Raw genomic sequence first — 23,340 nt, 5'->3', positions numbered from 1 at the left:
AACTGTGATGAAAAAACAATTATCTATTTTCATATTAAGTATATTATTGTTATTAAGTGTAAGTACATGCTCTAAAAACGAAAACAGATTTCCAGCTAACGGTGTATTAATCATTGGAGATGAGAATCATACTGGAGCAATTATGAATCGTTATAAGGAAAACACGAAAGAACAGGAAGCTTTTGCAGTGAAAACAGGTAGATTTGACCAAAAAAGGGTTCTGATAATAAATGAATCTACTGCACAAGCGATGATGAATGCAAAGCTTTTTCGTAAACGTGATCAAGCATCCCTTTCTAAAACGTTAGATACGTTGCCGAATTTTCCAAAAGAAAGTTCCCTATTATTTATAAATGAAGAAGAAAAGAATATAAAAAGTATTGAAATAGAAGGAAACAAGATACCTGTTACATATGGTAGTGATGTTTGGCTTGGCAATAAACGTGACTATGGAGCACTATGGTATATCGTTGTGGCGAAAAATAGTGTGTATAAAGAAATAAAAGCAAATGAAACGAATATGCAACTTCTACACTTGAAAAAGTCATTAGGTGATGAAAACCCTAAAATATCGACAGATAATACGTTGATTAATGAAAAAGTAAAAGTAAGAAAGTTAATTGAAGGTTATAGAGATGAGGTATCAATTCAGTTTGTAACGATTGGAGAAAAATCTTAAAAAAGAGCTCGAGGTTGATGGATACTTTATCAACCTCGAGCTCTTTTTAATACCGTTTAAATAACTTACATTACTTCATTTAATCGAGTCTCACTCGTTTCTTCAATCGCATTTGAATTTTGAACTGAATTATTTTGTGCTTCTTTTTCTTTATGAGCCTTTTGTAGCATTTCAAGTATAATCCATAAAGGAACACCTTTATCCTTTAACATCTTCCATAAATCTAATTCATTAAATTTATGCTCAGGCTGTTTCATTTCTTTTTCAGATAAACGAATATCAAACTTGATAGGATCACTTATTTTCTTACTTTCAAGTTTAGTAGAAGAGATAGTATTATGCTCAAGATTAGATGGAGTTATTTTAGTAGGTTGAGACAATGTATGAATATTTGATCCGATTTGCATGATTTTTCCTCCTTTTCAAGCAATGAGATTAGTTTTCTTATGGTTTTTAAATCTTTTTAACATGAGGAAACTATATCTAATTATAAATCTAAATAAATAGATTTACAAGTTATATTGTAAAAAGTAAATACTCACTTGAATTAATATTTATCAACATTTTTATATGTTTTCTATATATACAACGTATATAAAATACTTTACATTATGTTTAAGTTGTTAAATTATTCTGTTAATTTTTTAAAAAGAAAAATGTAAACGTTTTATTAGGGGGAGAAAGTATGGGGAAGTTATTTTTAAAAATATGTTTTTTTGCATTAGTGACCGTATGTTCATTCGCAGCGAAAATATCATACGCTGAAGAGAGGCAACAGAATAATTATCCTATCATATTGGTGAATGGATTTGCTGGATGGGGTAGAGAAGAAATGCTTGGCGTAAAATATTGGGGTGGTGTTCATGATATACAGGAAGATTTGAAACGAAATGGTTATACGGTACATACCGCAGCTGTTGGACCTGTTTCTAGTAACTGGGATCGTGCATGTGAATTGTATGCACAAATTAGCGGTGGGACAGTAGACTATGGTGCAGTCCATGCTGAGAAACATGGACATAATCGTTTTGGCAGAACTTATAGTGGTTTTGCGCCGAATTGGAGTGAAACAAATAAAGTTCATTTAGTTGGACATAGCATGGGTGGACAAACGATTAGAACATTAGTACAGCTATTAAAAGAAGGTAGTTTTGAAGAAAAGAATTATGTAAAAAATCACCCAGACACCAAAATATCACCACTATTTGAAGGCGGAAAATCATACGTTCATAGTGTTACAACATTAGCAACCCCTCACAACGGTACAACACTTGCGGATGGTAGTCTTCTACTGCCGTTCGTTAAAGATTTACTCATTACAGCTGCAAGCTTTGGAGGAAACAATAATTTATCATTATATGATTTTAAATTGGATCAATGGGGTATAAAGAAGAATGCTGGAGAGTCCTTTTTCCAATATAGTAATCGTATTCTAAATAGTTCACTTTGGAAAAATACAAAAGATATAAGTCAATGGGATTTAAGTACAGATGGTGCAAAGGAGTTAAATAATTGGGTAAAGACGCAACCAGATGTGTATTATTTATCCTATAGTGGACATGCATCACAAGCAGCACCTATAACAGGTTTACATTTGCCTCATATAACGATGAATAAAGTGTTAATGGGAAATGCATTTTTCTTAGGTTCTTATGCGAGATATGAAGAAAACCGTCCACTAGTTGATACTTCTTGGTGGGAAAATGATGGTGTAGTAAATACAAATTCTATGATTGCACCATCTTCTAATGTTACTGTAAATAATAATGAGTCATTACAGATTGGAAAATGGAATCATATCGAAACGAAAGCGAATTGGGACCATCTCGACATGGTAGGGTTAAGTGTTTCAGACTCGTTAGGTTTTTCTAGCATTCAAGAGTTTTATAGAACAATTGCTGAAAAGCTATCACGTTTACCGAAATAGGTAATAATAAAGCGCTCTCGATGGAATTCGAGAGCGCTTTATATTATATTGAAAGAGTGATTTGGTAGAAAAATATGGGGGGATATTATGAAAATTCAAGTTGTATTATCAGGATACGGAACAGTAGGCAGAGAGTTTATAAAATTATTAAATGAAAAATATTCATATATATATGAAACATATGGGATTCAATTAGTTGTAAGCGGCGTATTAGGGAGAAATATTGCAATACATAATGAAGACGGCTTATCACTTCATCATTTATTAATGTATGGTGGCGGTACCGCTGCAATTGAAAAATATTTAGAGTATCATCCGAAGGAACGTGCAACAACTAGCATAAGTGGTACTGTATTGGTAGAATCAACAGTTACAAATCTTAAAGATGGAAATCCAGGGAAACAATATATGAAACAAGCGATTGAAAAACAGATGGATATAGTAGCAATTTCTAAAGGGGCGCTCGTTACAAACTGGAGAGAAATAAATGAAGCAGCAAAAGGCGCAAATATACGAATTCGATATAGCGGTGCAACAGCCGCTGCACTACCGACACTAGATATCGGACAATTTAGTTTAGCCGGTTGCAGTATTGAAAAAATAGAAGGAATATTAAATGGAACAACTAATTATATTCTTACGAAAATGTATGAGGAAGATATGACATTTGAAGAAGCACTGAAAGAAGCACAAAATAAAGGAATTGCTGAGACGAACCCTATATTAGATATAAGTGGTTCAGATAGTGCGTGTAAATTGTTACTTTTGACAAACAGCTTAATGGAAACAGAGAAAACACTTACTGATATACATATAAAAGGAATCGAGCACGTTACAAAACAGCAATTTAGAAATGCTAAGGAACAACATAAAATTATTAAATTAATAGCATCAGCATATAAGGATGAGGGTGGCAATGTCAATTTAAATGTTGAACCGTGCGAAATAGAAAAAGATCATCCGTTAGCAAAAGTAAATGGGACCGAAAAAGGAATTACGTTCTTTACAGATACGATGGGACAAGTTACTACAATTGGTGGGGCTTCTAATCCACGAGGCGCTGCAGCTGCAGCTTTAAAAGATGTAATTAACTTATATCGAAAAGATTTGTAAGACCGTACCGCCCTTTATAAAAAATACATATGTCGTGGACCTTTTGAGAATGAAATAAATATGCAAAAATGATTGCAGGGGGTAAGGAATTGTTTAAGGATTTTAAAGTTGTTAAAGATCGTCCCGTTTATATTCAGTTGAAAGATTATTTGAAGAAGATGATTATGAAAGGGCATTTGCTCGGGGATCAAAAAATCCCATCAACAAGGGAACTAAGTGAATTACTAAGTGTGAGTAGAAACACTGTACTCGCTGCTTATGCAGATTTAGAGCAAGAAGGACTCATTTATGCAGTTAAAGGAAAAGGGAACTTTGTTGCGAAGGTGGATATATCTAACACTTCGTCTGTTGAAATAGATTGGAAAAAGAAACTTAATACAGTGACCGCATTAGCGGATGAATTAGATTTAATGAAACATGGTGTTCGTTGGGAAAAGGGAATGATTGTTTTTAATAGTATAGCCCCGGATGAGAAGCTATTTGATGTTGAAAATTTCAAAAGAGCTTTTCTTACTCGTATGTCCATTGAAGGAGACATCGTATTGAACTACGGATATGCAAAGGGATATAGACCGTTAATGAATTATTTACTTCATTACATGGAAATGAAAGGTGTAGACATTTCGAATAAAGATATTCTAATTACAAATGGATTTACAGAAGGATTGGATATTGTACTCTCTTCTTTATCAAAAAAATCCGGGCGTGTCATTTGTGAGAATCCAACTCACCACGCTGCACTTAAGCTTTTCCGTTTACATGGACTTGAAGTTCATGGGATTGATATGCATGAGGATGGTATTGATACGAATGAAGTTGAAAAAAGTTTGCGTGAAAAAGATTTTGATTTTGCTTATTTAATTCCTTCTTATCATAATCCAACCGGTATTGTTACGAGTTCAGAGAAAAGAACGGAATTGATGAGGTTATTCTCAAAATACAAGGTTCCTATTATAGAGGACGGATTTAATGAAGAATTACGTTATTCAGGTTCACATTTAGCCCCATTATTAACTTTTGCTGGAGCTGGCAATAATGTGATTTATATTAGTAGCTTTTCAAAGGTACTTTTCCCTGGTTTACGTGTAGGCTGGATTATTGCAGATAAAGAGCTGATTCATTATTTAGAAAGCGTAAAAAGAGCAAGAACGATCCACACATCTACGTTAGATCAAGCTGTTCTGTTTCAATATTTACATGAGGGATATTTTGAGAAATATTTAAAAAAGGCAAGATCTGTTTATAAGAAAAAATATGAGTTAGCTGTCGGGGCATGTGACCAGTACATTCATTTCAAAAGAATGACTGGAGATGGTGGACTTCATTTATTTATAGAACTAGAAGAGCATATGAATGCCCGCACACTTTTACAAAAGTGTTATGAGAAAGGCGTTACGTTTTCACCTGGAGATGTTTTTTACTCTGATGGAGAAGGAGCGAACACTTTCCGATTAGGTTTTTCGCGCTTGAAAGAAGAAGAAATAGTTCGGGGAATTAAAATAATTGGTGATACATTAAAAAATGAAATTTGGAGTTGAGAAAATGAAAATCGGTGTTATTATGGGCGGGGTATCGTCTGAAAAACAAGTTTCAATTATGACGGGGAATGAAATGATTGCTCATTTAGATAAAAATAAGTATGAAATAGTTCCAATTACATTAAATGAAAAAATAGATTTAGTTGAAAAAGCGAAAGACATTGACTTTGCGTTGCTCGCATTACACGGAAAATACGGAGAAGATGGGACAGTTCAAGGAACACTGGAGAGTTTAGGGATTCCTTATAGCGGAAGTAATATGTTATCTAGCAGTATATGTATGGATAAAAATATTTCGAAAAAGATTTTACGTTATGAAGGTGTAGAGACACCAGATTGGATTGAACTTACAAAAATGGAGGATCTAAATCTTGATGAGTTAGATAAGTTAGGATTTCCATTAGTAGTAAAACCAAACTCTGGCGGATCGAGTGTCGGAGTGAAAATCGTTTATAATAAAAATGAATTGATCTCAATGCTAGAAACTGTATTCGAATGGGATTCTGAAGTAGTAATTGAAAAGTATATAAAAGGTGATGAAATTACATGTTCAATTCTGGATGGAAAACAGTTACCTATAGTTTCAATTCGACATGCAGCCGAGTTCTTTGACTACAATGCAAAATATGATGATACTAGTACAGTTGAGGAAGTTATCGAACTTCCAGCAGAAATTAAGGAACGTGTAAATAAAGCGTCACTTGCTTGTTATAAAGCATTAAAATGTAGTGTTTATGCAAGAGTTGATATGATGGTGAAGGACGGAATTCCATATGTAATGGAAATTAATACATTACCAGGGATGACACAATCAAGTTTATTGCCAAAAAGTGCAGAAGCAGCGGGGATTAGTTATAGCAAACTATTAGATATGATTATTGAAACATCATTAAAAGTTAGAAAAGAAGAAGGGTTTTAAGGGAATTATATAACGAATTTTTTTGACAGTTTCACGAAGTATGCTATGATGAATACATTATAAAAACAAAATATTTATCCACTAGGGGGGCCTTTTATAGGCTGAGATCAAATGTGATTTTGAGACTCTTAGTACCTGATCTGGTTAATGCCAGCGTAGGGAAGTGGGAAAGACGTTGCTATTTAATGAGTAAATAAATACTGTCAATTTCACTTTCTTTACGCCTGTAAAGAAAGTTTTTTTATTTTACAGCTTTAATAATTGTGGATAAATACTTATATTTTATATATTATTGGAGGGATTTAAATGAATTTTTCACAATCATTACGTAAAGAAGTAGATTCAATTTGGGAAGCGAGTTTTAACCATCCTTTTGTAAAAAAACTTGGTGAAGGAACGTTAGATTTAGCTAGTTTTCGTTATTATGTGCTTCAAGATTCATATTATTTGAGTCATTTTGCTAGAGTACAAACTTTAGGAGCTGCAAAAGCTCTTGAATTAGAGACGACAGCTCGTATGGCACATCATGCTCAAAATACATATGAAGCAGAGTTATCTTTACATGAGAATTTTGCTGAAAAACTAGGGATAACGAAAGAAGAAAAAGATAATTTTATTCCTGCGCCAACTGCATATGCGTATACTTCACATATGTATCGTGCTGCGTATGAAGGGCATTTAGGAGATATCATTGCAGCAATTTTACCTTGCTATTGGTTGTATTATGAAATTGGCGAACGCTTAAAAGAGTGCCAGCCGGAAGAGCCAATTTATAACGAATGGATTTCTGCTTATGGATCTGATTGGTTCCGTACGCTAGTTGAAGAACAAATTACACGTTTAGATACTATCGCTGAAAAAGTAACAGAGGCAGACCGCAAACGTATGAAACAGCATTTTATTATTAGCAGTCAATATGAATATTCATTTTGGGAAATGGCTTATACATTAGAAAAGTGGCCAGTGGATACAGAAGTAAAAGACGTAATTGGATAAAGAATAGAAGTAATGTTATAGATAGGTATGGATCATACCTATCTATATATTTTTTCTTGTCAAATTTGCGTAAAGTCATTAGTGCTACGGATATGGCGAAATAGAATATCGATAATTTAGCTCATTTACTTGTCTACGCATTAACTGGATAAACTTCTGTCACATTTATTTTACAATCAAAGAACGTAAATGTTGGTGGTATGAAGTTAAATAAGAAAAGAAACCCGAGCTGTTAGCTGTAATGGAGTTGTTTTTTCTTTGCAGGAATTTCTAAATTATCATGGAGTGTTGTTAATACGATATGCAAATATGCATATCGTATTTTTTTTGAGCTCTTTATGTGTTAAAATCAGATATAAAGATATGGAAATATAAAGAAGCAAAAGCAGGAATATCCAATGAATTTTGAGAGGTGTTATATGTTTACAAATAAGAAATTAATTCGATTTGGTTTATCGTTATTTGTATTTTTAGGGATAATTAATTTTACAATCAGCTATTTCCAAACATATCTTGAAACAGCAGCAGATATTAAATGGGTAATTCCAGAAATTTGGAAAACCATTTTGCTAGATGTTCCTCAAGGGATACTTGTTCTTTTAGGCGCAATTGCTTTATATGATTTCACAAAAGAGGCATCACAAAAAGACGCATCAATCTAAGTGTGTCTTTTTTCTATTAGGAATTTCATAGAGAGTTTTACTGGAGAAATAGAATGAAAAGCCCTAATTAGGGCTTTTTTTGTTGGAATTTCTTATCCGTCATAGAAACCGGTCACTTGGAGGTGTTATAGCGAAAGCCATTTACAGTACAGAAAAATCTAAGCAGCAGACGGAAATATATAGGATATGGCATCATAATTATTGAGAAATTAATTGAACTTAGTAAGTATGAAGATATGACGCTAGAATTCATATTTTTTAATTTTTATTTATCCCGCTATTTGCCGGGCAGTAAGCCCCCCACCTCAAAATTCAGCGGAAGCAAAGAAGTTAGGTAGGGGATGAACAAAACCCCACTGATTAAAGTTTCACTTTATAAAAATGAGCCCATAGTAAAAATAGGTATATGAACAAGGTGCATCATCTAGTGATAAGTCATACTTTGTTGGTGTACGTATTGAACTTAGTTTATAGCGCTATTTCTACTTAGATGTAACGAACAGGAATATAGGGAAGTATCGATGAGGTTGTATTTTATAAACGGAGGTTATGAAAATGAATCAGTTTCAACAAGAACTACAAGCGTTAAGCCTTAATGATTACCGGTCTGGAAATATTGTCTATTGGGACCAACAAAACCAATATCCATATTACTATATTGAAGATGCTGCTCGTCGCTGTGGGGGTTGTGGTCGTTGTGGCGGTTGTGGTGGAGGTCGTTGTGGCGGCTTCCGTTGTGGTGGCTTCCGTTGTATTGGTTGCTTCGGTTGTTTTGGTTGCGGAGGCTGTGGCGGTTGTGGCGGCTGTGGTGGTTGCTCTAACTGTTTTGATGGTTTTACTGATACTACCGGTACTATTGTAACGTATGAATATTGATAACATCTATCTTGCTAGTTGCGGGCAGTAACATCCCCAAAAAAATTCAGCGAGAGCAAAGAGAAGTTAGGTGGCGGACTGCCCATAAAAGCCCGATTGGTGAGAGCTGATTAAAGTTTCACTTTAGCAATTAAAAAACATTAGTTATATGTACGTGCCGAAAAAGAATATAGCCATTATTAATGGATATATTCAATCATTCAAGTGAAAGAGTAACAATAAGATATATAGATGTAATCAAGATGTGATGGATAAAGCAATGACTAGATTTAAAATCTAATCATTGTTTTTTTCTTATGGTTTTATCATTAAATATCTGTCTAGTTTGGGCATTGCTTCCTTCTAGCTAATGATTTTATTACAACCGTGTAAGGTTAATGTAATGTTAATCGATAGTAAAATAAGTTGCTTAAGTGTATTTTAAATAAGATTAAAAAGTACTGTTTATCTACAAAATAATAGGGTAAATACTATGTAATTAGGAAGTGTATGAATATGGTTGAACTAAAATCTATTTTCCATTCGTATAAACTAAAGAGAAAAATAGCTAAAGATTTATACGGAAAAAGAGATGAATTATCACTGTTATTAAATGAATTTAATAATATGAAATGTACAGTAACATCTGAAAAGAAGAAAAATAATATATTATCTCGTTTGCAACTAATTTATCAAAATATGAAATCGGATAAGCAGTACCCTCTAGCAGTTGCTTTTGATAGTAAATTATTGGAGCGATTAGAAAAAGAATCTGTACATACTATTGAGGATGGTGTAACATGTCTACATTTAATGTTAGATATGAATTATGAGAAGATAAAACAATATGGTTCGGGTACAAGTAGGTCATTCGTCCCATTATCGCAGTCTTCTATTTGTCTTGCTGATTGTATTTGTTTAACAGGATTTGTAGTAGGTTTACTAGGAACAATTTCATTTGGAGGATTACTGTTATCTATATGTTCAATTACATAACGCTTAATATTTGTAAAGAGAGCGCCGATTTAAGGTGTTCTTTTTTAGTTTTTTGTAAATTTTTTGTAAATGATAAGTACAATACATTATATAAATTGTATAATTTTAATGTATTAAAATATAAATATATGAGGTGCTGTATATGATAATTACTTTTAATTGTTAAAAGAGTCGATTTGATAATGTTTTATTCAGATAAATAGTTTTTACTTTTCTTTTAAATACTTGATTTAAATGGATTAGATTAATTAACTATTGTTCTAGCTTTTTGATAATCAAGACAACTGAAGAAAGGAAGGAATCATTTTATGAAAAAATTAAGGCTGCTAACATTTGAAAATATAGTAAACCCCCTTTTAAATGAAAAGGTATCATTTATATACTTTCCTATTGAATGGCTGGACATCGTAGAGATACATTATAAGACATTTTTATTAACGAGTAAGTTGAAACGTTTGAATGAAAGATTGTATGATATGTTTTCGGATATATTGTTTATTCAGCATAATCCGTACGTATTAAATGAAAATACACCATGGATTGTATCGAAAGAACCTATTAGACAAGAGCAGCTCGATTATATTTTTCAAAGTTGGTATGAGATTATTCATGATTGGAAACCAAATAGATTAGTAGAACCACCAAAATATGAATGGCAATCCGATTTGATTTCTAATTTGCCAGTACTACATGATAATGAAACGTATTCTAAGTGGGTGCCCGCTTTAATCTCACATATTTTTTGTGAGCGTCCTATATATTTAAAAAATACAAATGAAGAAGAAATCTATTTTTCCCCTCTTAGATCACAAAATATTTGTGAGGCGATGTCAGGGCCGATAAAAGATGAAAAAACACAAGATTTTTTCTCCTATGTATATCGATTCGAGTGCATAACCCGCGGTGGTGAGAACGCTCCATTATTAAATATTTCAATAGGGATTCGGAGATTTTATCAAGAATATAAGATGATAGGTCAAACAAACCTTGATATGACAACGTTTGTTTGACTTTTTTTGATGAAATGCAAACATTTTGCAAACATGAGTTATCCAAAGATACTTTTACCGAAGTTTTTTACAGCTTCCTCTTGCATATTCGGTAGAACATGAGAATAGACACTTAATGTCATTGAAATATCTGTATGACCTAATCGCTCACTGATGATTTTAGGGTTAACTCCTTGTTTCAATAGTAAAGTTGCGTGTGTATGTCTTAAATCATGGAATTTAATTTCTTTTATACCTACTTTGTGTGTCATCCTAATGAAACTTTTTCTGAAATGTGCTCTTTTTATTATTCTTCCAAACTCATTACAATTTATTAAATCTTGATCTAGATAAGCAGAACCAAACCTTAATTTCTCTTTATTGATTAAAATTTTATGTTTTTTTAAGGCTTCTATTGTTTCATTAGGTACAGGAATTGTGCGTTTTGATGAATTTGTTTTTGCAGTTTTTTTGATTTTATTGTCATGACCAGATGTTTGATTTATTGTAACAGTATGTTTTTCAAAATCAATGTCCTGCCATCTTAAACCTAGAACTTCTCCTAGGCGCATACCTGTAGTTATTGCAAGTAGATACCCAATGTGATATCGTGATTCTTGTGAATGAGCTAAAAACTTTTTTACTTCTTCCTCTGTCCAAGTCTGGATAGGGGATTTTTCTTTTTTAGGTATCTCAGCAAAATCTGCTGGATTTCGAGAAATAATATTTTGTTTTACAGCTAGGTTTAAAGCGCTCTTTAAAATTCTATGCATAAGCAGAATAGAATTGTTTGCAATCCCTTTATCTATCGCAGTCTTATAACATTTTTGAATGTGTATAACATTTAATTTATGGAGCGCAACCATTCCTATACTAGGTATAACATGTTGGTTGATAAATGCCCTATAGCCAGCAAAGGTACTCTTTTCTATGCTCATACTTTTAATTTCTAGCCAATGATTTAGGTAATCTTTTAGCGTAACTTTAGATGGCTCTATAAAAGTTCCTTCATTCAACTCTGTAATTTTCTTTGCTACATCGGCCTGTGCTTCTTTTTTTGTCTTATATCCAGAAAACCACTTTTGTCTTCTTTTTCCTGTCTCTGGATCAGGACCGATATCAATAACGATACAGTATTTATTTCCTCTTTTTCGAATATGTCCTTTCACTTAAAACACTCCTTCATTTGTTTTGAATCATGTTGTATAAGTCTAGTTGTAATTTTGCTGCTATGAAAATTACATGTTTGGACATATCAGCGATGGATATATTTTACCATATAAAAATAAATTCAGTTATAGTGTAGGGGGATTCATTTGTTGTTAAACAATAGTGAAATGCCTACTCCGATTATTAAATGTAATATTGCATATTTTTTTTAGAAAGTCTAAAAAACAAGGAATATATTAATATTTTTAACTTTCTCAAGTATTTTCAGAATATGAGAGAATAGATGTTTGGTTTATTTGTGATAGAATATTCTTAATAATATAATTTGACGGAACGAAAAAGACCCATAGCGTGTGTAATTGTGCTGGGAACACTTTTACACCGTTTGCCCTAATTCTAGTAGGGAAAACATTTGCCATGAGCCTTTTAGTTACGATTATGCGTAACATATACGGCTAGTATAACACAACTTTTAGATGTAATTCATCATTAAGGTGCGTTTTCATGATAGGGAAGTGTGTCTTGTTCCAATAAGGGGGACAAAACATGTGGAAAGCTCTAAATCAAATTGAAAAAGAGTTATGTGCAGCTGGAATAAGGAAAAATAAACTAGCAAATTATTGGGGAGTTAAGCCAAGTACTGTTACAAAAGTTTTTAAAGGTAACACAGACATGAGTTTTGGCTTTCTTTCTAAGACAGTCATCCTATTAAACAAAGGCATACAGGTTCAAGAAAATTTATTAACAGATTATATAAATATTACGAAACCAAAATCAGAAAACTTACGTGAGGCAATGGAGGATTTAGCTTTAAGGGGAAAGTTTAATCTATTAATTAATATTATAAATAGTGAATCACAATCAAAGGTAGCAGAAAATAGAGAATTTGCTAATGTGTATCGAATTATATATAGACGATATATAGGTGAGATTGATGCTATACAGTACCATAAGGCATTAAGCCTCGAAAGTAAATCAATAAGAACCTCAGAGATGGAAGTGTTAATTGAAATTTTATTATGTCAAGCGCAATATCAATCGGGTAATTTTACTTCTTTAAATGAGCGATTAAAATCTCTTGAAATAAAACTAAATAAAATAAGTAATAGGTACATTCGAGAATGTTATAAATTACGATATAAAGAAGCCATTGCGGTTACTTCGTTGCAGGGTGGTGAAGTCATTGAAGCAAGGCATGTTAGTATGGAACTATTAGATGATCTTGAATGGGATAACTTTTTTTCTTTTCCAAAAGTAAATGCATATTTAAAGCTAGGAGAATCGTATATTTTTTCAGCGAATGAATATGAGAAGGCAAAATATTATTTGGAAAAGACTCTTGAAGTGCTAGGGGATAGTAAGATTAATGGAATTGAGAGAAAAAGAAAAATGGTGCAACATACATTATCATTTTTAAAGATTCATCATGATAAAGAAATTAGTAGCATAGATGTTGTTCATCCAGGTGAACTAGCATATTTAAGGATTAAACAAGGTAAGAGGATTGAAGCGAGAAAACTATTGATTCAATTAAAAGAGAAGAATGGAAGGTTAACAGACATACAGACTGCATATTTAGGTTTAACATATGAAGGTAATAAAAAAGAAGAGTTAATGAAACGTTCTCTTTTGATGTGTCAAAAATCAGGGAATATATTTTATTCGAATTTACCAAAAATACACTTGGGTTTAATTTGAATAATTGGTATAATTGTCTTCGGAAAGAGGTGAAATAATGAAAAAAATAATTACAATCATTCCTGCGCTATTAATAGCTGCTACATTATTCATTAACACTGATTCTATAAAAGAAAAACCTAGTACAAATGATTTAAAACCTACAATTCAACACATGATGGTCGACCCTGGTGGCGGCTGGTAAAATACATAATAAAGGTTTATATATACTACAAATGACATCGTCTTAATTGACGATGTCATTTGTAGTTTTAGGAGAAATTTCTTTTTTTGCTGAAAGAAGAAAAAAGAAATTATTGTAAAAAAAATACAAAAACACAAAGAGGGAGATTGAAGAAGATGAAGAGCAAAGAAGGGGAAGTTAATCTAATTAAACAAGCTTTATTACTTTTGCAAGAAGAGGATAATCCAAAAGAGAAATTATTTTCTATCTGTTTGAGTGAATCCAAAAAAGAAAAAGTTATGTAAAAAAGACTATCTAACTTTTTTTGATAGTTTTTTTTACACTACATATTTCCTTTAGATTTTTCGTAGTTCACAAACATCTCTAATTGCTCTAACGCTTTTTTTCGTTGTTCTTCAGGTAAGTCATTAATGATCTGAAGAATTTCGTGTGCTTCTTTTGTTAACTGTAAGTCTTCGCCCGCTGTTAAATCTGGTGAATCAGATAAACCTAACAAATAATCTGTTGTTACTTTTAAATAATTTGCTATCTTCTGAAGTGTACGTGTACCGGGTGCTTTTTTCCCCTCAACATAATTATAAACAGAAACATGACTAACACCAATTGCATCAGCTAACTGTTGTTGGGTGATGCTCTTCTTTTCAATTAATGATTTCAATCTCTCATGACTAAACATAATAAAAAACACCCCAAGTTTATTTTATATGAAATTATTTTTTCTTAATTACTATTATGGTGTCACACTGTCATTATATATTAACTATCAGTTAAGTGGAAAGGTAATTTTTTTGAAAAAAGTTTTGGGAAACACTTGAACTTAACTTCAGGTTAAGTTATTATGTAATTAACAACAAAAACGGAAGAGAGGAGTTGTTTATGAAAACTCTAAAGCAGCTACGTGTAGAACAGGGATATACATGTAGGGAAGTAGCTGAAGCCGTGGGTATTACTGAAGTTTATTATTGGTATATAGAAAACGGGAAGCGTCGACCTTATTATGATTTAATTGTGAAAATTGCTGAGTTTTTTAAAGTGAAGTTAGATGCAATTAAAATTTTTTGTCCGTAACTTAACCATAAGTTAAGTTATGTTTGGTTAAGTAAATTAGAAAGGAGCAAAAAAATGGGATTAGATCAAATCATTAAAGAGTCAATCCGTGAAGTTGTTCGCGAAGAAATTCAAGCAGCTTTAGCTTCATTCCAACAACAATCACAACCAAACAAGGTAATGAGGGTGAAAGAAGCAGCTGCTTACCTCAATATAGCAGTTTGTAGAATGTATGAATTAGCAAATCACCCACATTTTCCAGTGATTAGGGAAGGTCGTAAATTACTTTTCTTGCAAAAGGATTTAGAAGCTTGGCTTGAAGCACAAAAGGAAGTGATTTAGTGGAAGATACAACATCATTAGCAATATTAGCGGTATTAATTGCATGTGGTTCATGGTTGTTTTACATAACTTATGAGCCGATAAAACAATGGGCTTGGAGTGATGTGAAGCAAAATAAAAAGACCCATGGCAGTGGGTCCTTTTCAAAAAATAAGTTGTTATAAGTATACCACGGAAAGTAGGGAAATAGCACATTGGTTTTATGAAAAGGAGTGAAAGCTATGAACAACAAGGTATTACAAATAGGGCAAATAAATTTTCGTGGCAATGTTATAGATCATGGATGGTTTAAAACACTTACATTAGATAATGGTAAACCTAATATTGTTGCAATTACTATCTTAGGAGAAATTGTTTATTGGTATAAACCTACTGAAGTAAGAAGTGAAGAATCTAGTCAAGTTCAATATAAACAAAAGTTTAAGGCAGACACGCTTCAAAAGAGTTATCAACAATTAGCCGATTCATTTGGGTTTACAAAAAGACAAGTAAAAGAAGCATGTGACTTTCTGAAAGAACGTGGACTTATAAAAATTGAATTTAGAACGATTCTTGTTAACGGAACTAGGTGTAATAACGTTATGTATGTTGAACCTGTACCTGAAATGATTCAGAAAATATCTATTATATATTGGGGAAATGGTAACCCTCCTACACTGAAAAGTAATAGCCCTATTACTTTAGAAAGCAAGAGGGTCTTACATTCTAAAGCAATACCCTCCTACGATAAAACGGAAGAGTCTCTTACACTAGAACGTAAGACAAATACAGAGATTACTACAAATATTACTACAAATATAAATGATAATGATGCTACTTCATCTCAGAAATTAATTGATCAAGAATTTAAAACTAGTTACAACTTTTTACTTGAAAAGGGGATTCCGTTAAGTGAAATTGCAATTCAAGAATTAGGTGAGTTTTGCGATAGATTCGGAAATGAATTAGTTATTCACGCTGTTAATAAAGCAATTGATGAAAATGTACCAAAGTGGAGATATATTCGCAGTATTTTAAGTAGTTGGGAAAAGGAAAAAGTAAAAACATTAAATGATGTTGTTGCTTTAGATACTCGATTTGAAATGAGTAAGAAAAACAACAAACGTACTGGTAAAGGTTATTCCAAACGAACGGAAGTTGTACCGGATTGGTTACGCAAACAAGAAGAACAAGAGCCAATACAGCAGCCACAGCAAACTCAAAGCGATAATCTTGAAGATAATAAGAAACGTTTGGATGAGATTCTAAATAAATATAAAAATACTAAAGGAGAGTAAGGTATGAAAACCACAGGTGTTGCAAGAAAAGTCGATGAGCTAGGTCGCGTAGTAATTCCGATAGAGTTACGCAGAACTTTAGGGATTGCCAAAGGAACGGCATTAGATTTTCATATCGATGGTGAAAACATTGTTTTAAGAAAGCATGAAAAGTCATGCTTTGTAACCGGTGAAATTTCTGAAACCAGCATAGAGTTGCTAGGTGGCCGAATGTTTTTGAGTAAGGAAGGGGTAATTGAATTACTGAATCTTATTCAGAAGAGTGGGCTGGCACATGCCTAAGCAACTAAACATTTTCGATGTAGATCCAGCAATTTGTGAGTTCGATGTAATGAAAGCCAATGTTAAGAAAGGAAATGGACGCGTTACATATGCAGATGTACGTGTCCAAGTTCCTAAGAATGCAATGTGTACGGATGAATTACCACGCACAACTAAACAAGATGATCGCTATGACATCTTTGAACAATATGTAATGGCAATATGGAGATTTCAAAGGGCTGTAGATAAGTTTTTCAATTGGGATACAGCTGAAGAATTGTGTAAAGCAGCAAGGGATAAAAAAGAAATAATTCCGGTACGGGTTTATTTAGGGAGCGGCTTTAAACCTGATGTTGTCGAGTACATGCGGTAGTAAAAGGGAGAGGGACATATGAAAAAAATAGAAATTGATGTTAGTAGTAACAAACTTTTAATAGTGAAGGATGGAAATGTCACAGCGGTAAATCCACCAATGAGCGGATTTGGTGAGCAAGTTGCGGTTTGGGTAAACGGTAAAGTTGATCGTGTGGATACTAAGTTTACTGAAAAGATAAAATAATCATTTTTAGAAAGTAGGTTCGCTTATGAGTGTAGCAAGAAATCATGAAGCGATGAAGGAATCGCGTTTAAAAATATACATCGCTTTAGAAGAAGCTAACTTCATTTGGGATGAAAGAGATGTAGTACGTTTTCGTGAAATGTGGAGTCAAGGTATGAGCTTACGGAAGATGGCCAAAGCGTTAAGGAGACACCAAGCAGAAGTTGCGCTTCTTGTAATAGATCAAGCTGATAAGTATTTAATTGAAAATCGTTCCATAGGATTAGGGATTTGCTAAATAGGAAGGGGAAATCAAAATGAAAGCAATGAAAAACAGTGTTATGGAAGTAACTAAATTAATCAGTAAATCAAAGGAAGGACAAGCCTTGATGAACCACAATCAAATTTGTGAATTAGATCAATATCAAGAAGCGGCATTACGTACATGGAATACAAATCAAGATTTTGGTGGACGTGTTTTAAATGCAGCATTAGGACTTTCGGGAGAAGCTGGTGAGGTTGCTGATATTGTAAAAAAAGCTATTTTCCATGGTCATGGATTTGATCCGGCTCATTGTCCAGGAGAAGAAGAAGGGAATACGCATAAAATCGCTTTAGAGCTGGGAGACATCTTGTACTACATTTCGATTATGTCTCACGAAATGGGATATACCTTAGAAGATATCGCTCAAATGAATATTGAGAAATTAGCTAAAAGATATCCGGATGGTTTTAGTCGAGAAGCAAGTCAAGCACTTGTAGATGTAAAGTAAGACCAAATATAAATTACTCAATAAAGGATGATAAAAAATGGAAAAACCGAAAATGATTGAAGTATTTCGAGCGAAAACATTAGATGGTCAAGTTCCACAAATGAACGATTACTATAGAAACGTATATTCCAATGTTCAATATAAAAATGAGTCTGAAGGATCTGTTGTATCTGTACTTGTACCAGAACATGAGGTACAGGCAAGAAATGAATTTAATAATAAATGCATTGATTTATTAAAGGGATTAGAAAAAGAAAATAGCGTACTAGCCCATAAGCTAGCACGCTGGCACAATATTAGACTACGCTGATAGATTTAACAGCTGATGTAAGGTATAAAGTTGCATCAATGCCATCACCAATTGAAAACATATCATGAGAAAGAAGGAATCCGCCAATTCCTAATCTTTCGTCTGAGGTAGAAAGCGCAGAGCCTTCTTTTTCGAAATCACCTTGCAAATTACCTATGTACATTTGCTGAACATAAAATAATCGTTCATTGGGTTTATCAGTACGTGGAGCATTATTGATTCCGATTAAGATAGTATCTTTATGGATTTCAATTTTTTCACCATCAAGCATATTGATAATTATCATATATTCCACCTCCTTCCAATAATAGATTTTACAGCAATATTAGAAGGAGGACATTAAAAAAACAATCAAATTTGAATTTTATAGAAAAAGAGCAGCTAGCAAAAGCTAACTGCTCGATATATTAAACATAGTAATTTTAACATTTATATTTTCGTAGTGGGATAAGCGATTAATATTTTTAATTAAACTGGATCGCCAGGATATTTTATTGCAGAAAAACCACGATTTCCGACTTGAGCGGATGTTATAGTTTCGCTCAAGTTACCTATATTTGCAACGATATGATAACGAATCGGATTTGGCGGTAATATCGGGTCTCCTGGTAAATCTATCCATGTAAATGTGGAGTTGAATGGATATAGCGTATTTATATCATTACCGACTTCGTAGTTTCCGGATACAAGTGTATTTGTCAGCAATAAATTATCACGAAATAACTGATAATTAATGGCATCTGCGTTAAAGGATGAAGCTCCAGTAGCTCCTGTTTGAACATGAAGATCTGTACCAATCGTTGCGTTTAATAAAACTTGGTCACTTGTTTTTTCTATAGGGACAAAGACCTCCATAATCGTTATGTTGTTTGTGTTTGGAGGGAGAGCTATAGGGGTGGGGTTTGGGGCAAGAGGAGTGAAAGATAAGCTTGACCCAGTAGGTCCAGTGGGTCCAGTGGGCCCAGTAATACCGGTAACCCCAGTAACCCCAGTAACCCCAGTAGCTCCGGTAGGTCCAGTGGGCCCAGTAATACCGGTAACCCCAGTAGCTCCGGTAGGCCCAGTGAATCCAGTACTGCCAGTCAATCCTGTATTCCCAGTGGACCCAGTAGCTCCAGTGAATCCAGTACTGCCAGTCAGTCCTGTATTCCCAGTGGACCCAGTAGCTCCAGTGGGCCCAGTAGCACCCGTTGAACCAGTGGGCCCTGTAGGGAATTGAAAAGGTTGCATAGGTGGAAGTGTAGGTCCGATTGAACCCGGAGTTAATGCAGCGGAGGATAAAAACTCGTCCAATATAAATCACCTCTGAAAAATTCGTATTACTAATAGTAAATGCAATGATAGAGCAAAGTGAAATGGACAAGCGGTTGTATTTTATAAATTAAACAAAATAGTTATTTTGTTAAATAAAAAACATGCACAAAAATTGTGCATGTATAGTAAAAGCTATGTCTTGTCAATGTAAATATATGCTTAACTAATATATCCCGTGTGTACGTTTGCACAAAATGGTTATTTAATAAAAGGTTATTCAGCTATTTGAAATATAGTTTCATTAGGCTTAGAAAATCCATACAATTTCCTAGCGAATTTCAAAATACCTTCTTCGCTCTCGCTTAAAGTTTTAATATCGTTTTCAAAATAACGTCCTATAAGTTCTAATTCGGACAATTTTTTCTTTTCTTTATTGAGTGTAATTTGTTTTTCTTGAATCATTTGTTCTTGCTTATAAATACAAAATTGAATGGGAATAACCATAGGCAGCATAAAAGCAAGTGCTAATAAAAGACGACGTCTTAGCTTTTTGTTCGTTTGTTGATTCTTATTAGGGTTAATTTGTTTTTTTGAGAGTGATTGTTGTGGTGTTAAATTTGGGACACTACCCATTTTAAAGCCTCCATTACTTATGTATAGAATTTAAATTGTTTAATAGTATTATATATGCTAAATAGATAATTTTAAACCTATCTGGATAAAGAGAGGTTTTATAAAATTTAAATAAAATTCTTATTTATTTAAAAAATCGCGTACAAAAAATGTACACGATTATATAAAAACTATGTCTTGTCTGCTCTTTGCATTTTATGTTTATTGTATGTAAAACGTGATACATCTAAATAAATTAAAAGAGCACCTTTAAAAGTGCTCTCTGACTAAAAATAAGGTTGAAAAAGAACAACCAAGATATTATATGTATGTTTTTTAGATAGGTGTAGTTTTAAAATAAAATCGTTATTTGATTAAAAAGAAAAAAGAGCACATGTTGATATGTACTCTATGCTAATCATTTTTATATCTATTCAATTGTTTCTTTTGTATCAGGTGTATCAAATTTATCAGTCAATTTAAAGATTGCTTCTAAAAGAATTGTAGATAAAATCGCAAAGATTAATACAGCATGTGGTGATAATTGCACTGCTGTGAAATTAAGTTTTGCTAGCCAAAAATATCCGACATACATTGTCAGGAAGGTACTAACAATTGAAATTGTAAATCCTAAGAAACCTAATTCTTTTAACTTTTCTTCAGATAATTTAAATACGCGTAATAAGAAAGAGAAGATGATTCCAACTATGAAAAATCCAATACATAAAGTCAATAGTGACATTATACTTGGGTATTCAACGTCATCAGGCATCCATTGTTTCATTCCTACAATTATGGCTGTAGGGAGCACGATAGGCATTAATAGTGGTGATACTATTAGAAAAATTGCCAATACTCTATTGATGTTGTTTGTTTCATTGTTGTTTTGATTATTCATAAAGCCTCCAAAAATAATTTTAAAATGATATCCTAGTGGATTCTAGCACAAAAGTGTTAGCAAAGCCACAGTTAAAAAAGTGGATTTAAACAAAAACGCTATTTTAATAAGAGTTGATTCTCACTCGAAAGTAAGGGTTGCATAGGAAGTTCCAAAATGTTCTTTTTAGATGTATTAATAGTTAGGGAGACATAAATCTGGAAATAAAACTTGATATTCCGGGTTTAAACGAAGATCAGTAGTTGAGGTTGTAAAGTGTATATAATTTTTTTCTAATTTATCTAGTGTTGCCAGGTGATGAGTACCTAATCCACGCTGGATACTATGTTTAGAAAGAGTGGGACCAATTTGTAATTTTCGATTTTTCATAGCTGTATTCCAGGGGCTGTAAAAGAATTTTAAAACGAAAGCGGGATACATGTAAATCATAAATGGATGAGGTGACCAATGTCGTCCTGCGGAATAACAACCATGAAAGTAATTGTGGATTAACCTACCGCCATAGTATGGAGCAGGTAGTTTAGGGTGAATTATTCTCCCATGATAACGTTGTTTGACAAGGGGAATTCCGTATCTCGGATTGGTATAACCGTGAGTAGGATCATCTACCATCAGAATAGTCCTAATAGCGTACATGTTTTGCCCTAAAGTAGCAAGAGATGAGAAAAAGGCATGCTTATCAACACAGCAAAGAAATTCAGTGGTATTTAACACTATTTTCCATCCCGTAATTTCTTTTTCGATGTTCATTACCTCTTGATCAACTAATACGGCATCAAATTCTAATACTTTTGAATCGCGGATTTCCCAATGAGGTGCAAATAATTTGCATATTTCAACTGAACGATCAGTAGACCCACGATTAATAAGAATGCCGTGATCAAATAATTTTGTGTGGTGCATTAACCACCAAGGGAGAAGATACTCTTCATTATAGAAATGGGAAATTAAAGTTGCATTAATAAAAAACCCTCCTTTTAGACAAGGATAAAATACATCTTGCTCTAATATAGTATGCTGCTTATCCTTAAAAGCCTTCGTTAGAAATAAAATAGAAAAAGAGCACTATAAAATAGTGCCCACATTCAATTTGCAGGAGTATTATGTGGAAACTTAAGTAGGTGGCTTAAGTTTCTCTGTAATAATTATGAAGCTGTAATTTGAAATATGCTGTATTTTAAAGTGGATTTAGAGGGTATTTGTATATAGTGAAATCTTTGTTGAAAATTTCTTCAACTAATTGGATAGTTTCGGGGTCATAAAAACTATCATATGTTGGGAGTCGTGGGAAAAGAGGGTCGGTAATATCAGCATCTGCATAGTTACCTTTAAAAATAGTGTTCTTACTTTGATGATGCCATGACTTAGTTAGTATATCTAAAGGGGACTTCTTTAGACCATATATATTCTCTAAATTTGAAATTTCAGACGAGAAATTTTCAAGGGAAATATAGTTTGTAACAAATTCTTCCTCACCTTGAATGTATTGTTGCACATAGTGAGGGTTAACATTATCTAAATTTTTCATATGTGCTTTTAAGTAATATAAGAAAAGTTTAAAAGATATTTTTTTATTACAGTTCTTATCATGATATAAAAATTGTCTAATAGGCTGCCACTCGGGATGCTCGATATTTGGTGGAGGGATTAGTGAGAGAAATGAACTTACTGCTCTTTTATAGGGATTTCTTACAAGTTTATATGTCTGTTTTTCATTTGTAGATAATGCATTAGCAAGCCCCAAAAAGTAGTATGCTGAATTTTTGTAAATGTCGAATTCATAATTATGGATGAATGGGTTATATTTAATTGCTTCCTTAAACAAGTTGATTTGATAAAAAAACCAATGTGCAAGTGAAGTACATCCGCTTTTTTGACTCCAAAATAATATTATAGGGAAATCTTGATGAAAATGGGGTCCTCGGGCGTATTTCATAATAAAGTCGTAGATATTTGAGTTAGTCATACGTTGCCTCCCATCATATTCTAGAAATCACATCTTTGTATAAGGTATGGAGGGAATTCTTTATATATGAGAAAAGGCTTTGCAGGGCTATCAATTACTTTATAAAAGCGTTATTTTATAGTGATGTAAAAAGAGTACATATCGAATATGTACTCTTGAAAAAAGGAAGTGTAAATAAGTGATGAAACACTACACTACAACATATGCTAGTTTCATTTAAAAGTACAAGGAATATAACAAAATAGTTATTGTATAATGACAAAAATTAAAGAACCTGTTAATTATAACAGGTCCTGTGTACAAGGAGTTCAAGGAATACAAGGGAACTGGGTTAGA

The 23,340-nt window shown here is 33.0% G+C and carries 32 protein-coding genes, 1 pseudogene and 1 riboswitch; of the genes and pseudogenes, 24 read left to right on the top strand and 9 right to left on the bottom strand.

Annotated elements, in window-relative coordinates:
• Window positions 1-7 precede the first annotated feature (7 nt).
• On the top strand, window positions 8-679 hold the full coding sequence (locus ACTFP3_RS21640; protein WP_440011223.1) for a lipoprotein BA_5634 family protein: 672 nt from the start codon (window positions 8-10) through the stop codon (window positions 677-679).
• A gap of 65 nt (window positions 680-744) precedes the next feature.
• Here ACTFP3_RS21640 and ACTFP3_RS21635 read toward each other — a convergent pair whose 3' ends face one another.
• Window positions 745-1,086, bottom strand: a complete 342-nt coding sequence (locus ACTFP3_RS21635) for a DUF3914 domain-containing protein (protein ID WP_440011221.1) — start codon at window positions 1,084-1,086, stop codon at window positions 745-747.
• 278 nt (window positions 1,087-1,364) lie between these two features.
• Here ACTFP3_RS21635 and ACTFP3_RS21630 point away from each other — a divergent pair, with 278 nt between their 5' ends.
• From ACTFP3_RS21630 to ACTFP3_RS21585, 10 genes and pseudogenes are all read left to right on the top strand, one after another.
• A complete protein-coding gene (locus tag ACTFP3_RS21630) occupies window positions 1,365-2,606 on the top strand; it encodes an esterase/lipase family protein (protein ID WP_440011220.1) in 1,242 nt (413 codons plus the stop codon).
• Between the two features lie 87 nt (window positions 2,607-2,693).
• On the top strand, window positions 2,694-3,719 hold the full coding sequence (locus ACTFP3_RS21625; RefSeq protein WP_046392717.1) for a homoserine dehydrogenase: 1,026 nt from the start codon (window positions 2,694-2,696) through the stop codon (window positions 3,717-3,719).
• Between the two features lie 89 nt (window positions 3,720-3,808).
• Window positions 3,809-5,257, top strand: coding sequence for a MocR-like pyridoxine biosynthesis transcription factor PdxR (gene pdxR / locus ACTFP3_RS21620; protein ID WP_086385295.1), 1,449 nt, complete (start codon window positions 3,809-3,811; stop codon window positions 5,255-5,257).
• Window positions 5,258-5,261: 4 nt separating this feature from the next.
• The gene (locus ACTFP3_RS21615; protein WP_002025855.1) at window positions 5,262-6,176 is read left to right on the top strand and encodes a D-alanine--D-alanine ligase; all 915 of its coding nucleotides are present in this window, start codon (window positions 5,262-5,264) and stop codon (window positions 6,174-6,176) included.
• Between the two features lie 73 nt (window positions 6,177-6,249).
• A riboswitch (TPP riboswitch) is annotated at window positions 6,250-6,355 on the top strand.
• Window positions 6,356-6,482: 127 nt separating this feature from the next.
• Entirely contained in the window at window positions 6,483-7,172 is a 690-nt protein-coding gene (gene tenA, locus ACTFP3_RS21610) for a thiaminase II (protein WP_440011217.1), read from the top strand.
• Window positions 7,173-7,570: 398 nt separating this feature from the next.
• On the top strand, window positions 7,571-7,834 hold the full coding sequence (locus tag ACTFP3_RS21605; protein ID WP_002082716.1) for a DUF3937 domain-containing protein: 264 nt from the start codon (window positions 7,571-7,573) through the stop codon (window positions 7,832-7,834).
• Window positions 7,835-8,389: 555 nt separating this feature from the next.
• Window positions 8,390-8,710: a heterocycloanthracin/sonorensin family bacteriocin gene (locus ACTFP3_RS21600; protein ID WP_001071364.1), complete on the top strand. Its 321-nt coding sequence runs from the start codon at window positions 8,390-8,392 to the stop codon at window positions 8,708-8,710.
• A gap of 145 nt (window positions 8,711-8,855) precedes the next feature.
• Window positions 8,856-8,990: pseudogene (locus tag ACTFP3_RS21595) on the top strand (site-specific integrase); the annotation flags it as partial.
• Window positions 8,991-9,199: 209 nt separating this feature from the next.
• Window positions 9,200-9,685 (top strand): hypothetical protein, encoded by a 486-nt coding sequence (locus ACTFP3_RS21590; RefSeq protein WP_002063155.1) that lies wholly within the window; start codon window positions 9,200-9,202, stop codon window positions 9,683-9,685.
• A gap of 308 nt (window positions 9,686-9,993) precedes the next feature.
• Window positions 9,994-10,695: a pPIWI_RE module domain-containing protein gene (locus ACTFP3_RS21585; protein ID WP_440011216.1), complete on the top strand. Its 702-nt coding sequence runs from the start codon at window positions 9,994-9,996 to the stop codon at window positions 10,693-10,695.
• Window positions 10,696-10,733: 38 nt separating this feature from the next.
• On the opposite strand, the gene ACTFP3_RS21580 is transcribed toward ACTFP3_RS21585, so the two are convergent.
• Entirely contained in the window at window positions 10,734-11,843 is a 1,110-nt protein-coding gene (locus ACTFP3_RS21580; protein ID WP_440011214.1) for a tyrosine-type recombinase/integrase, read from the bottom strand.
• 547 nt (window positions 11,844-12,390) lie between these two features.
• On the opposite strand from ACTFP3_RS21580, the gene ACTFP3_RS21575 reads away from it, so the two are divergent.
• The 3 genes from ACTFP3_RS21575 (at window position 12,391) to ACTFP3_RS21565 (ending at window position 14,010) form a co-directional block, all read left to right on the top strand.
• Window positions 12,391-13,542 carry an AimR family lysis-lysogeny pheromone receptor gene (locus tag ACTFP3_RS21575; RefSeq protein ID WP_440011213.1) on the top strand — a complete coding sequence of 384 codons (1,152 nt, stop codon included), beginning with the start codon at window positions 12,391-12,393 and terminating at the stop codon, window positions 13,540-13,542.
• Between the two features lie 37 nt (window positions 13,543-13,579).
• Window positions 13,580-13,726: a hypothetical protein gene (locus ACTFP3_RS21570; RefSeq protein WP_000720921.1), complete on the top strand. Its 147-nt coding sequence runs from the start codon at window positions 13,580-13,582 to the stop codon at window positions 13,724-13,726.
• A gap of 86 nt (window positions 13,727-13,812) precedes the next feature.
• On the top strand, window positions 13,813-14,010 hold the full coding sequence (locus ACTFP3_RS21565) for a hypothetical protein (protein ID WP_033695148.1): 198 nt from the start codon (window positions 13,813-13,815) through the stop codon (window positions 14,008-14,010).
• 38 nt (window positions 14,011-14,048) lie between these two features.
• On the opposite strand, the gene ACTFP3_RS21560 is transcribed toward ACTFP3_RS21565, so the two are convergent.
• Window positions 14,049-14,402: a helix-turn-helix domain-containing protein gene (locus ACTFP3_RS21560; RefSeq protein ID WP_000491236.1), complete on the bottom strand. Its 354-nt coding sequence runs from the start codon at window positions 14,400-14,402 to the stop codon at window positions 14,049-14,051.
• Window positions 14,403-14,602: 200 nt separating this feature from the next.
• Between ACTFP3_RS21560 and ACTFP3_RS21555 the strand changes: the two genes are divergently transcribed.
• The 10 genes from ACTFP3_RS21555 to ACTFP3_RS21510 are packed head-to-tail and all read left to right on the top strand — an operon-like array spanning window position 14,603 to window position 18,274.
• Window positions 14,603-14,794, top strand: a complete 192-nt coding sequence (locus ACTFP3_RS21555) for a helix-turn-helix domain-containing protein (RefSeq protein ID WP_000854271.1) — start codon at window positions 14,603-14,605, stop codon at window positions 14,792-14,794.
• 54 nt (window positions 14,795-14,848) lie between these two features.
• The gene (locus ACTFP3_RS21550; RefSeq protein ID WP_000522030.1) at window positions 14,849-15,115 is read left to right on the top strand and encodes a helix-turn-helix domain-containing protein; all 267 of its coding nucleotides are present in this window, start codon (window positions 14,849-14,851) and stop codon (window positions 15,113-15,115) included.
• Window positions 15,115-15,279: a hypothetical protein gene (locus ACTFP3_RS21545; protein ID WP_440011210.1), complete on the top strand. Its 165-nt coding sequence runs from the start codon at window positions 15,115-15,117 to the stop codon at window positions 15,277-15,279. Before ACTFP3_RS21550 ends, ACTFP3_RS21545 begins: the two co-directional genes overlap by 1 nt.
• 57 nt (window positions 15,280-15,336) lie before the next feature.
• On the top strand, window positions 15,337-16,392 hold the full coding sequence (locus ACTFP3_RS21540) for a DnaD domain-containing protein (protein ID WP_440011208.1): 1,056 nt from the start codon (window positions 15,337-15,339) through the stop codon (window positions 16,390-16,392).
• 3 nt (window positions 16,393-16,395) lie between these two features.
• Window positions 16,396-16,674 (top strand): AbrB/MazE/SpoVT family DNA-binding domain-containing protein, encoded by a 279-nt coding sequence (locus ACTFP3_RS21535; protein WP_440011206.1) that lies wholly within the window; start codon window positions 16,396-16,398, stop codon window positions 16,672-16,674.
• Window positions 16,667-17,026, top strand: a complete 360-nt coding sequence (locus tag ACTFP3_RS21530; protein ID WP_440011204.1) for a cell division protein SepF — start codon at window positions 16,667-16,669, stop codon at window positions 17,024-17,026. The genes ACTFP3_RS21535 and ACTFP3_RS21530 overlap by 8 nt, the downstream gene beginning before the upstream one ends.
• A gap of 18 nt (window positions 17,027-17,044) precedes the next feature.
• Window positions 17,045-17,212, top strand: a complete 168-nt coding sequence (locus ACTFP3_RS21525; protein WP_000717826.1) for a DUF3954 domain-containing protein — start codon at window positions 17,045-17,047, stop codon at window positions 17,210-17,212.
• A 25-nt stretch (window positions 17,213-17,237) separates the two neighbouring features.
• A complete protein-coding gene (locus ACTFP3_RS21520; RefSeq protein ID WP_440011202.1) occupies window positions 17,238-17,489 on the top strand; it encodes a helix-turn-helix domain containing protein in 252 nt (83 codons plus the stop codon).
• 19 nt (window positions 17,490-17,508) lie between these two features.
• Window positions 17,509-17,964 (top strand): nucleoside triphosphate pyrophosphohydrolase family protein, encoded by a 456-nt coding sequence (locus tag ACTFP3_RS21515; protein WP_440011200.1) that lies wholly within the window; start codon window positions 17,509-17,511, stop codon window positions 17,962-17,964.
• A gap of 37 nt (window positions 17,965-18,001) precedes the next feature.
• On the top strand, window positions 18,002-18,274 hold the full coding sequence (locus ACTFP3_RS21510; RefSeq protein ID WP_440011198.1) for a hypothetical protein: 273 nt from the start codon (window positions 18,002-18,004) through the stop codon (window positions 18,272-18,274).
• Here the strand turns inward: ACTFP3_RS21510 and ACTFP3_RS21505 are convergent.
• The 6 genes from ACTFP3_RS21505 to ACTFP3_RS21480 all read right to left on the bottom strand — a co-directional run bounded on the left by ACTFP3_RS21505 (window position 18,261) and on the right by ACTFP3_RS21480 (window position 23,004).
• Window positions 18,261-18,560, bottom strand: coding sequence for a hypothetical protein (locus tag ACTFP3_RS21505; protein ID WP_085310015.1), 300 nt, complete (start codon window positions 18,558-18,560; stop codon window positions 18,261-18,263). The genes ACTFP3_RS21510 and ACTFP3_RS21505 overlap by 14 nt on opposite strands.
• A 182-nt stretch (window positions 18,561-18,742) precedes the next feature.
• A complete protein-coding gene (locus ACTFP3_RS21500) occupies window positions 18,743-19,567 on the bottom strand; it encodes a collagen-like triple helix repeat-containing protein (protein ID WP_440011196.1) in 825 nt (274 codons plus the stop codon).
• Window positions 19,568-19,801: 234 nt separating this feature from the next.
• Window positions 19,802-20,161, bottom strand: coding sequence for an FtsB family cell division protein (locus ACTFP3_RS21495; protein ID WP_124749640.1), 360 nt, complete (start codon window positions 20,159-20,161; stop codon window positions 19,802-19,804).
• 409 nt (window positions 20,162-20,570) lie between these two features.
• The gene (locus ACTFP3_RS21490; RefSeq protein ID WP_440011194.1) at window positions 20,571-21,038 is read right to left on the bottom strand and encodes an epimerase; all 468 of its coding nucleotides are present in this window, start codon (window positions 21,036-21,038) and stop codon (window positions 20,571-20,573) included.
• Between the two features lie 174 nt (window positions 21,039-21,212).
• Window positions 21,213-21,941 (bottom strand): glycosyltransferase family 2 protein, encoded by a 729-nt coding sequence (locus ACTFP3_RS21485; RefSeq protein ID WP_440011193.1) that lies wholly within the window; start codon window positions 21,939-21,941, stop codon window positions 21,213-21,215.
• A gap of 274 nt (window positions 21,942-22,215) precedes the next feature.
• Window positions 22,216-23,004: a sulfotransferase family 2 domain-containing protein gene (locus ACTFP3_RS21480; protein ID WP_440011191.1), complete on the bottom strand. Its 789-nt coding sequence runs from the start codon at window positions 23,002-23,004 to the stop codon at window positions 22,216-22,218.
• Window positions 23,005-23,340 lie beyond the last annotated feature (336 nt).

This window comes from Bacillus cereus group sp. MYBK5-2 (assembly GCF_051915685.1).
Classification (GTDB): domain Bacteria; phylum Bacillota; class Bacilli; order Bacillales; family Bacillaceae_G; genus Bacillus_A; species Bacillus_A cereus.
Note: the sequence above shows the minus strand (reverse complement) of the source record. Positions and strands in the feature narration are given on the sequence as shown.

Excerpts from the sequence above, each read along its gene's own strand:
- ACTFP3_RS21605 (WP_002082716.1), top strand. The coding sequence starts at position 7,571 with ATGAATTTTGAGAGGTGTTATATGTTTACAAATAAGAAATTAATTCGA.
- ACTFP3_RS21535 (WP_440011206.1), top strand. The coding sequence starts at position 16,396 with ATGAAAACCACAGGTGTTGCAAGAAAAGTCGATGAGCTAGGTCGCGTA.
- ACTFP3_RS21615 (WP_002025855.1), top strand. The coding sequence starts at position 5,262 with ATGAAAATCGGTGTTATTATGGGCGGGGTATCGTCTGAAAAACAAGTT.
- ACTFP3_RS21550 (WP_000522030.1), top strand. The coding sequence starts at position 14,849 with ATGGGATTAGATCAAATCATTAAAGAGTCAATCCGTGAAGTTGTTCGC.
- tenA (WP_440011217.1), top strand. The coding sequence starts at position 6,483 with ATGAATTTTTCACAATCATTACGTAAAGAAGTAGATTCAATTTGGGAA.
- ACTFP3_RS21525 (WP_000717826.1), top strand. The coding sequence starts at position 17,045 with ATGAAAAAAATAGAAATTGATGTTAGTAGTAACAAACTTTTAATAGTG.
- ACTFP3_RS21585 (WP_440011216.1), top strand. The coding sequence starts at position 9,994 with ATGAAAAAATTAAGGCTGCTAACATTTGAAAATATAGTAAACCCCCTT.
- ACTFP3_RS21480 (WP_440011191.1), bottom strand. The coding sequence starts at position 23,004 with ATGACTAACTCAAATATCTACGACTTTATTATGAAATACGCCCGAGGA.
- ACTFP3_RS21560 (WP_000491236.1), bottom strand. The coding sequence starts at position 14,402 with ATGTTTAGTCATGAGAGATTGAAATCATTAATTGAAAAGAAGAGCATC.
- ACTFP3_RS21600 (WP_001071364.1), top strand. The coding sequence starts at position 8,390 with ATGAATCAGTTTCAACAAGAACTACAAGCGTTAAGCCTTAATGATTAC.
- ACTFP3_RS21540 (WP_440011208.1), top strand. The coding sequence starts at position 15,337 with ATGAACAACAAGGTATTACAAATAGGGCAAATAAATTTTCGTGGCAAT.
- ACTFP3_RS21495 (WP_124749640.1), bottom strand. The coding sequence starts at position 20,161 with ATGGGTAGTGTCCCAAATTTAACACCACAACAATCACTCTCAAAAAAA.
- ACTFP3_RS21505 (WP_085310015.1), bottom strand. The coding sequence starts at position 18,560 with ATGATAATTATCAATATGCTTGATGGTGAAAAAATTGAAATCCATAAA.
- ACTFP3_RS21630 (WP_440011220.1), top strand. The coding sequence starts at position 1,365 with ATGGGGAAGTTATTTTTAAAAATATGTTTTTTTGCATTAGTGACCGTA.
- ACTFP3_RS21570 (WP_000720921.1), top strand. The coding sequence starts at position 13,580 with ATGAAAAAAATAATTACAATCATTCCTGCGCTATTAATAGCTGCTACA.
- ACTFP3_RS21640 (WP_440011223.1), top strand. The coding sequence starts at position 8 with ATGAAAAAACAATTATCTATTTTCATATTAAGTATATTATTGTTATTA.
- ACTFP3_RS21555 (WP_000854271.1), top strand. The coding sequence starts at position 14,603 with ATGAAAACTCTAAAGCAGCTACGTGTAGAACAGGGATATACATGTAGG.
- ACTFP3_RS21485 (WP_440011193.1), bottom strand. The coding sequence starts at position 21,941 with ATGCACCACACAAAATTATTTGATCACGGCATTCTTATTAATCGTGGG.
- ACTFP3_RS21510 (WP_440011198.1), top strand. The coding sequence starts at position 18,002 with ATGGAAAAACCGAAAATGATTGAAGTATTTCGAGCGAAAACATTAGAT.
- ACTFP3_RS21635 (WP_440011221.1), bottom strand. The coding sequence starts at position 1,086 with ATGCAAATCGGATCAAATATTCATACATTGTCTCAACCTACTAAAATA.
- ACTFP3_RS21490 (WP_440011194.1), bottom strand. The coding sequence starts at position 21,038 with ATGAATAATCAAAACAACAATGAAACAAACAACATCAATAGAGTATTG.
- ACTFP3_RS21575 (WP_440011213.1), top strand. The coding sequence starts at position 12,391 with ATGTGGAAAGCTCTAAATCAAATTGAAAAAGAGTTATGTGCAGCTGGA.
- ACTFP3_RS21520 (WP_440011202.1), top strand. The coding sequence starts at position 17,238 with ATGAGTGTAGCAAGAAATCATGAAGCGATGAAGGAATCGCGTTTAAAA.
- ACTFP3_RS21625 (WP_046392717.1), top strand. The coding sequence starts at position 2,694 with ATGAAAATTCAAGTTGTATTATCAGGATACGGAACAGTAGGCAGAGAG.
- ACTFP3_RS21590 (WP_002063155.1), top strand. The coding sequence starts at position 9,200 with ATGAATATGGTTGAACTAAAATCTATTTTCCATTCGTATAAACTAAAG.
- ACTFP3_RS21530 (WP_440011204.1), top strand. The coding sequence starts at position 16,667 with ATGCCTAAGCAACTAAACATTTTCGATGTAGATCCAGCAATTTGTGAG.
- ACTFP3_RS21515 (WP_440011200.1), top strand. The coding sequence starts at position 17,509 with ATGAAAGCAATGAAAAACAGTGTTATGGAAGTAACTAAATTAATCAGT.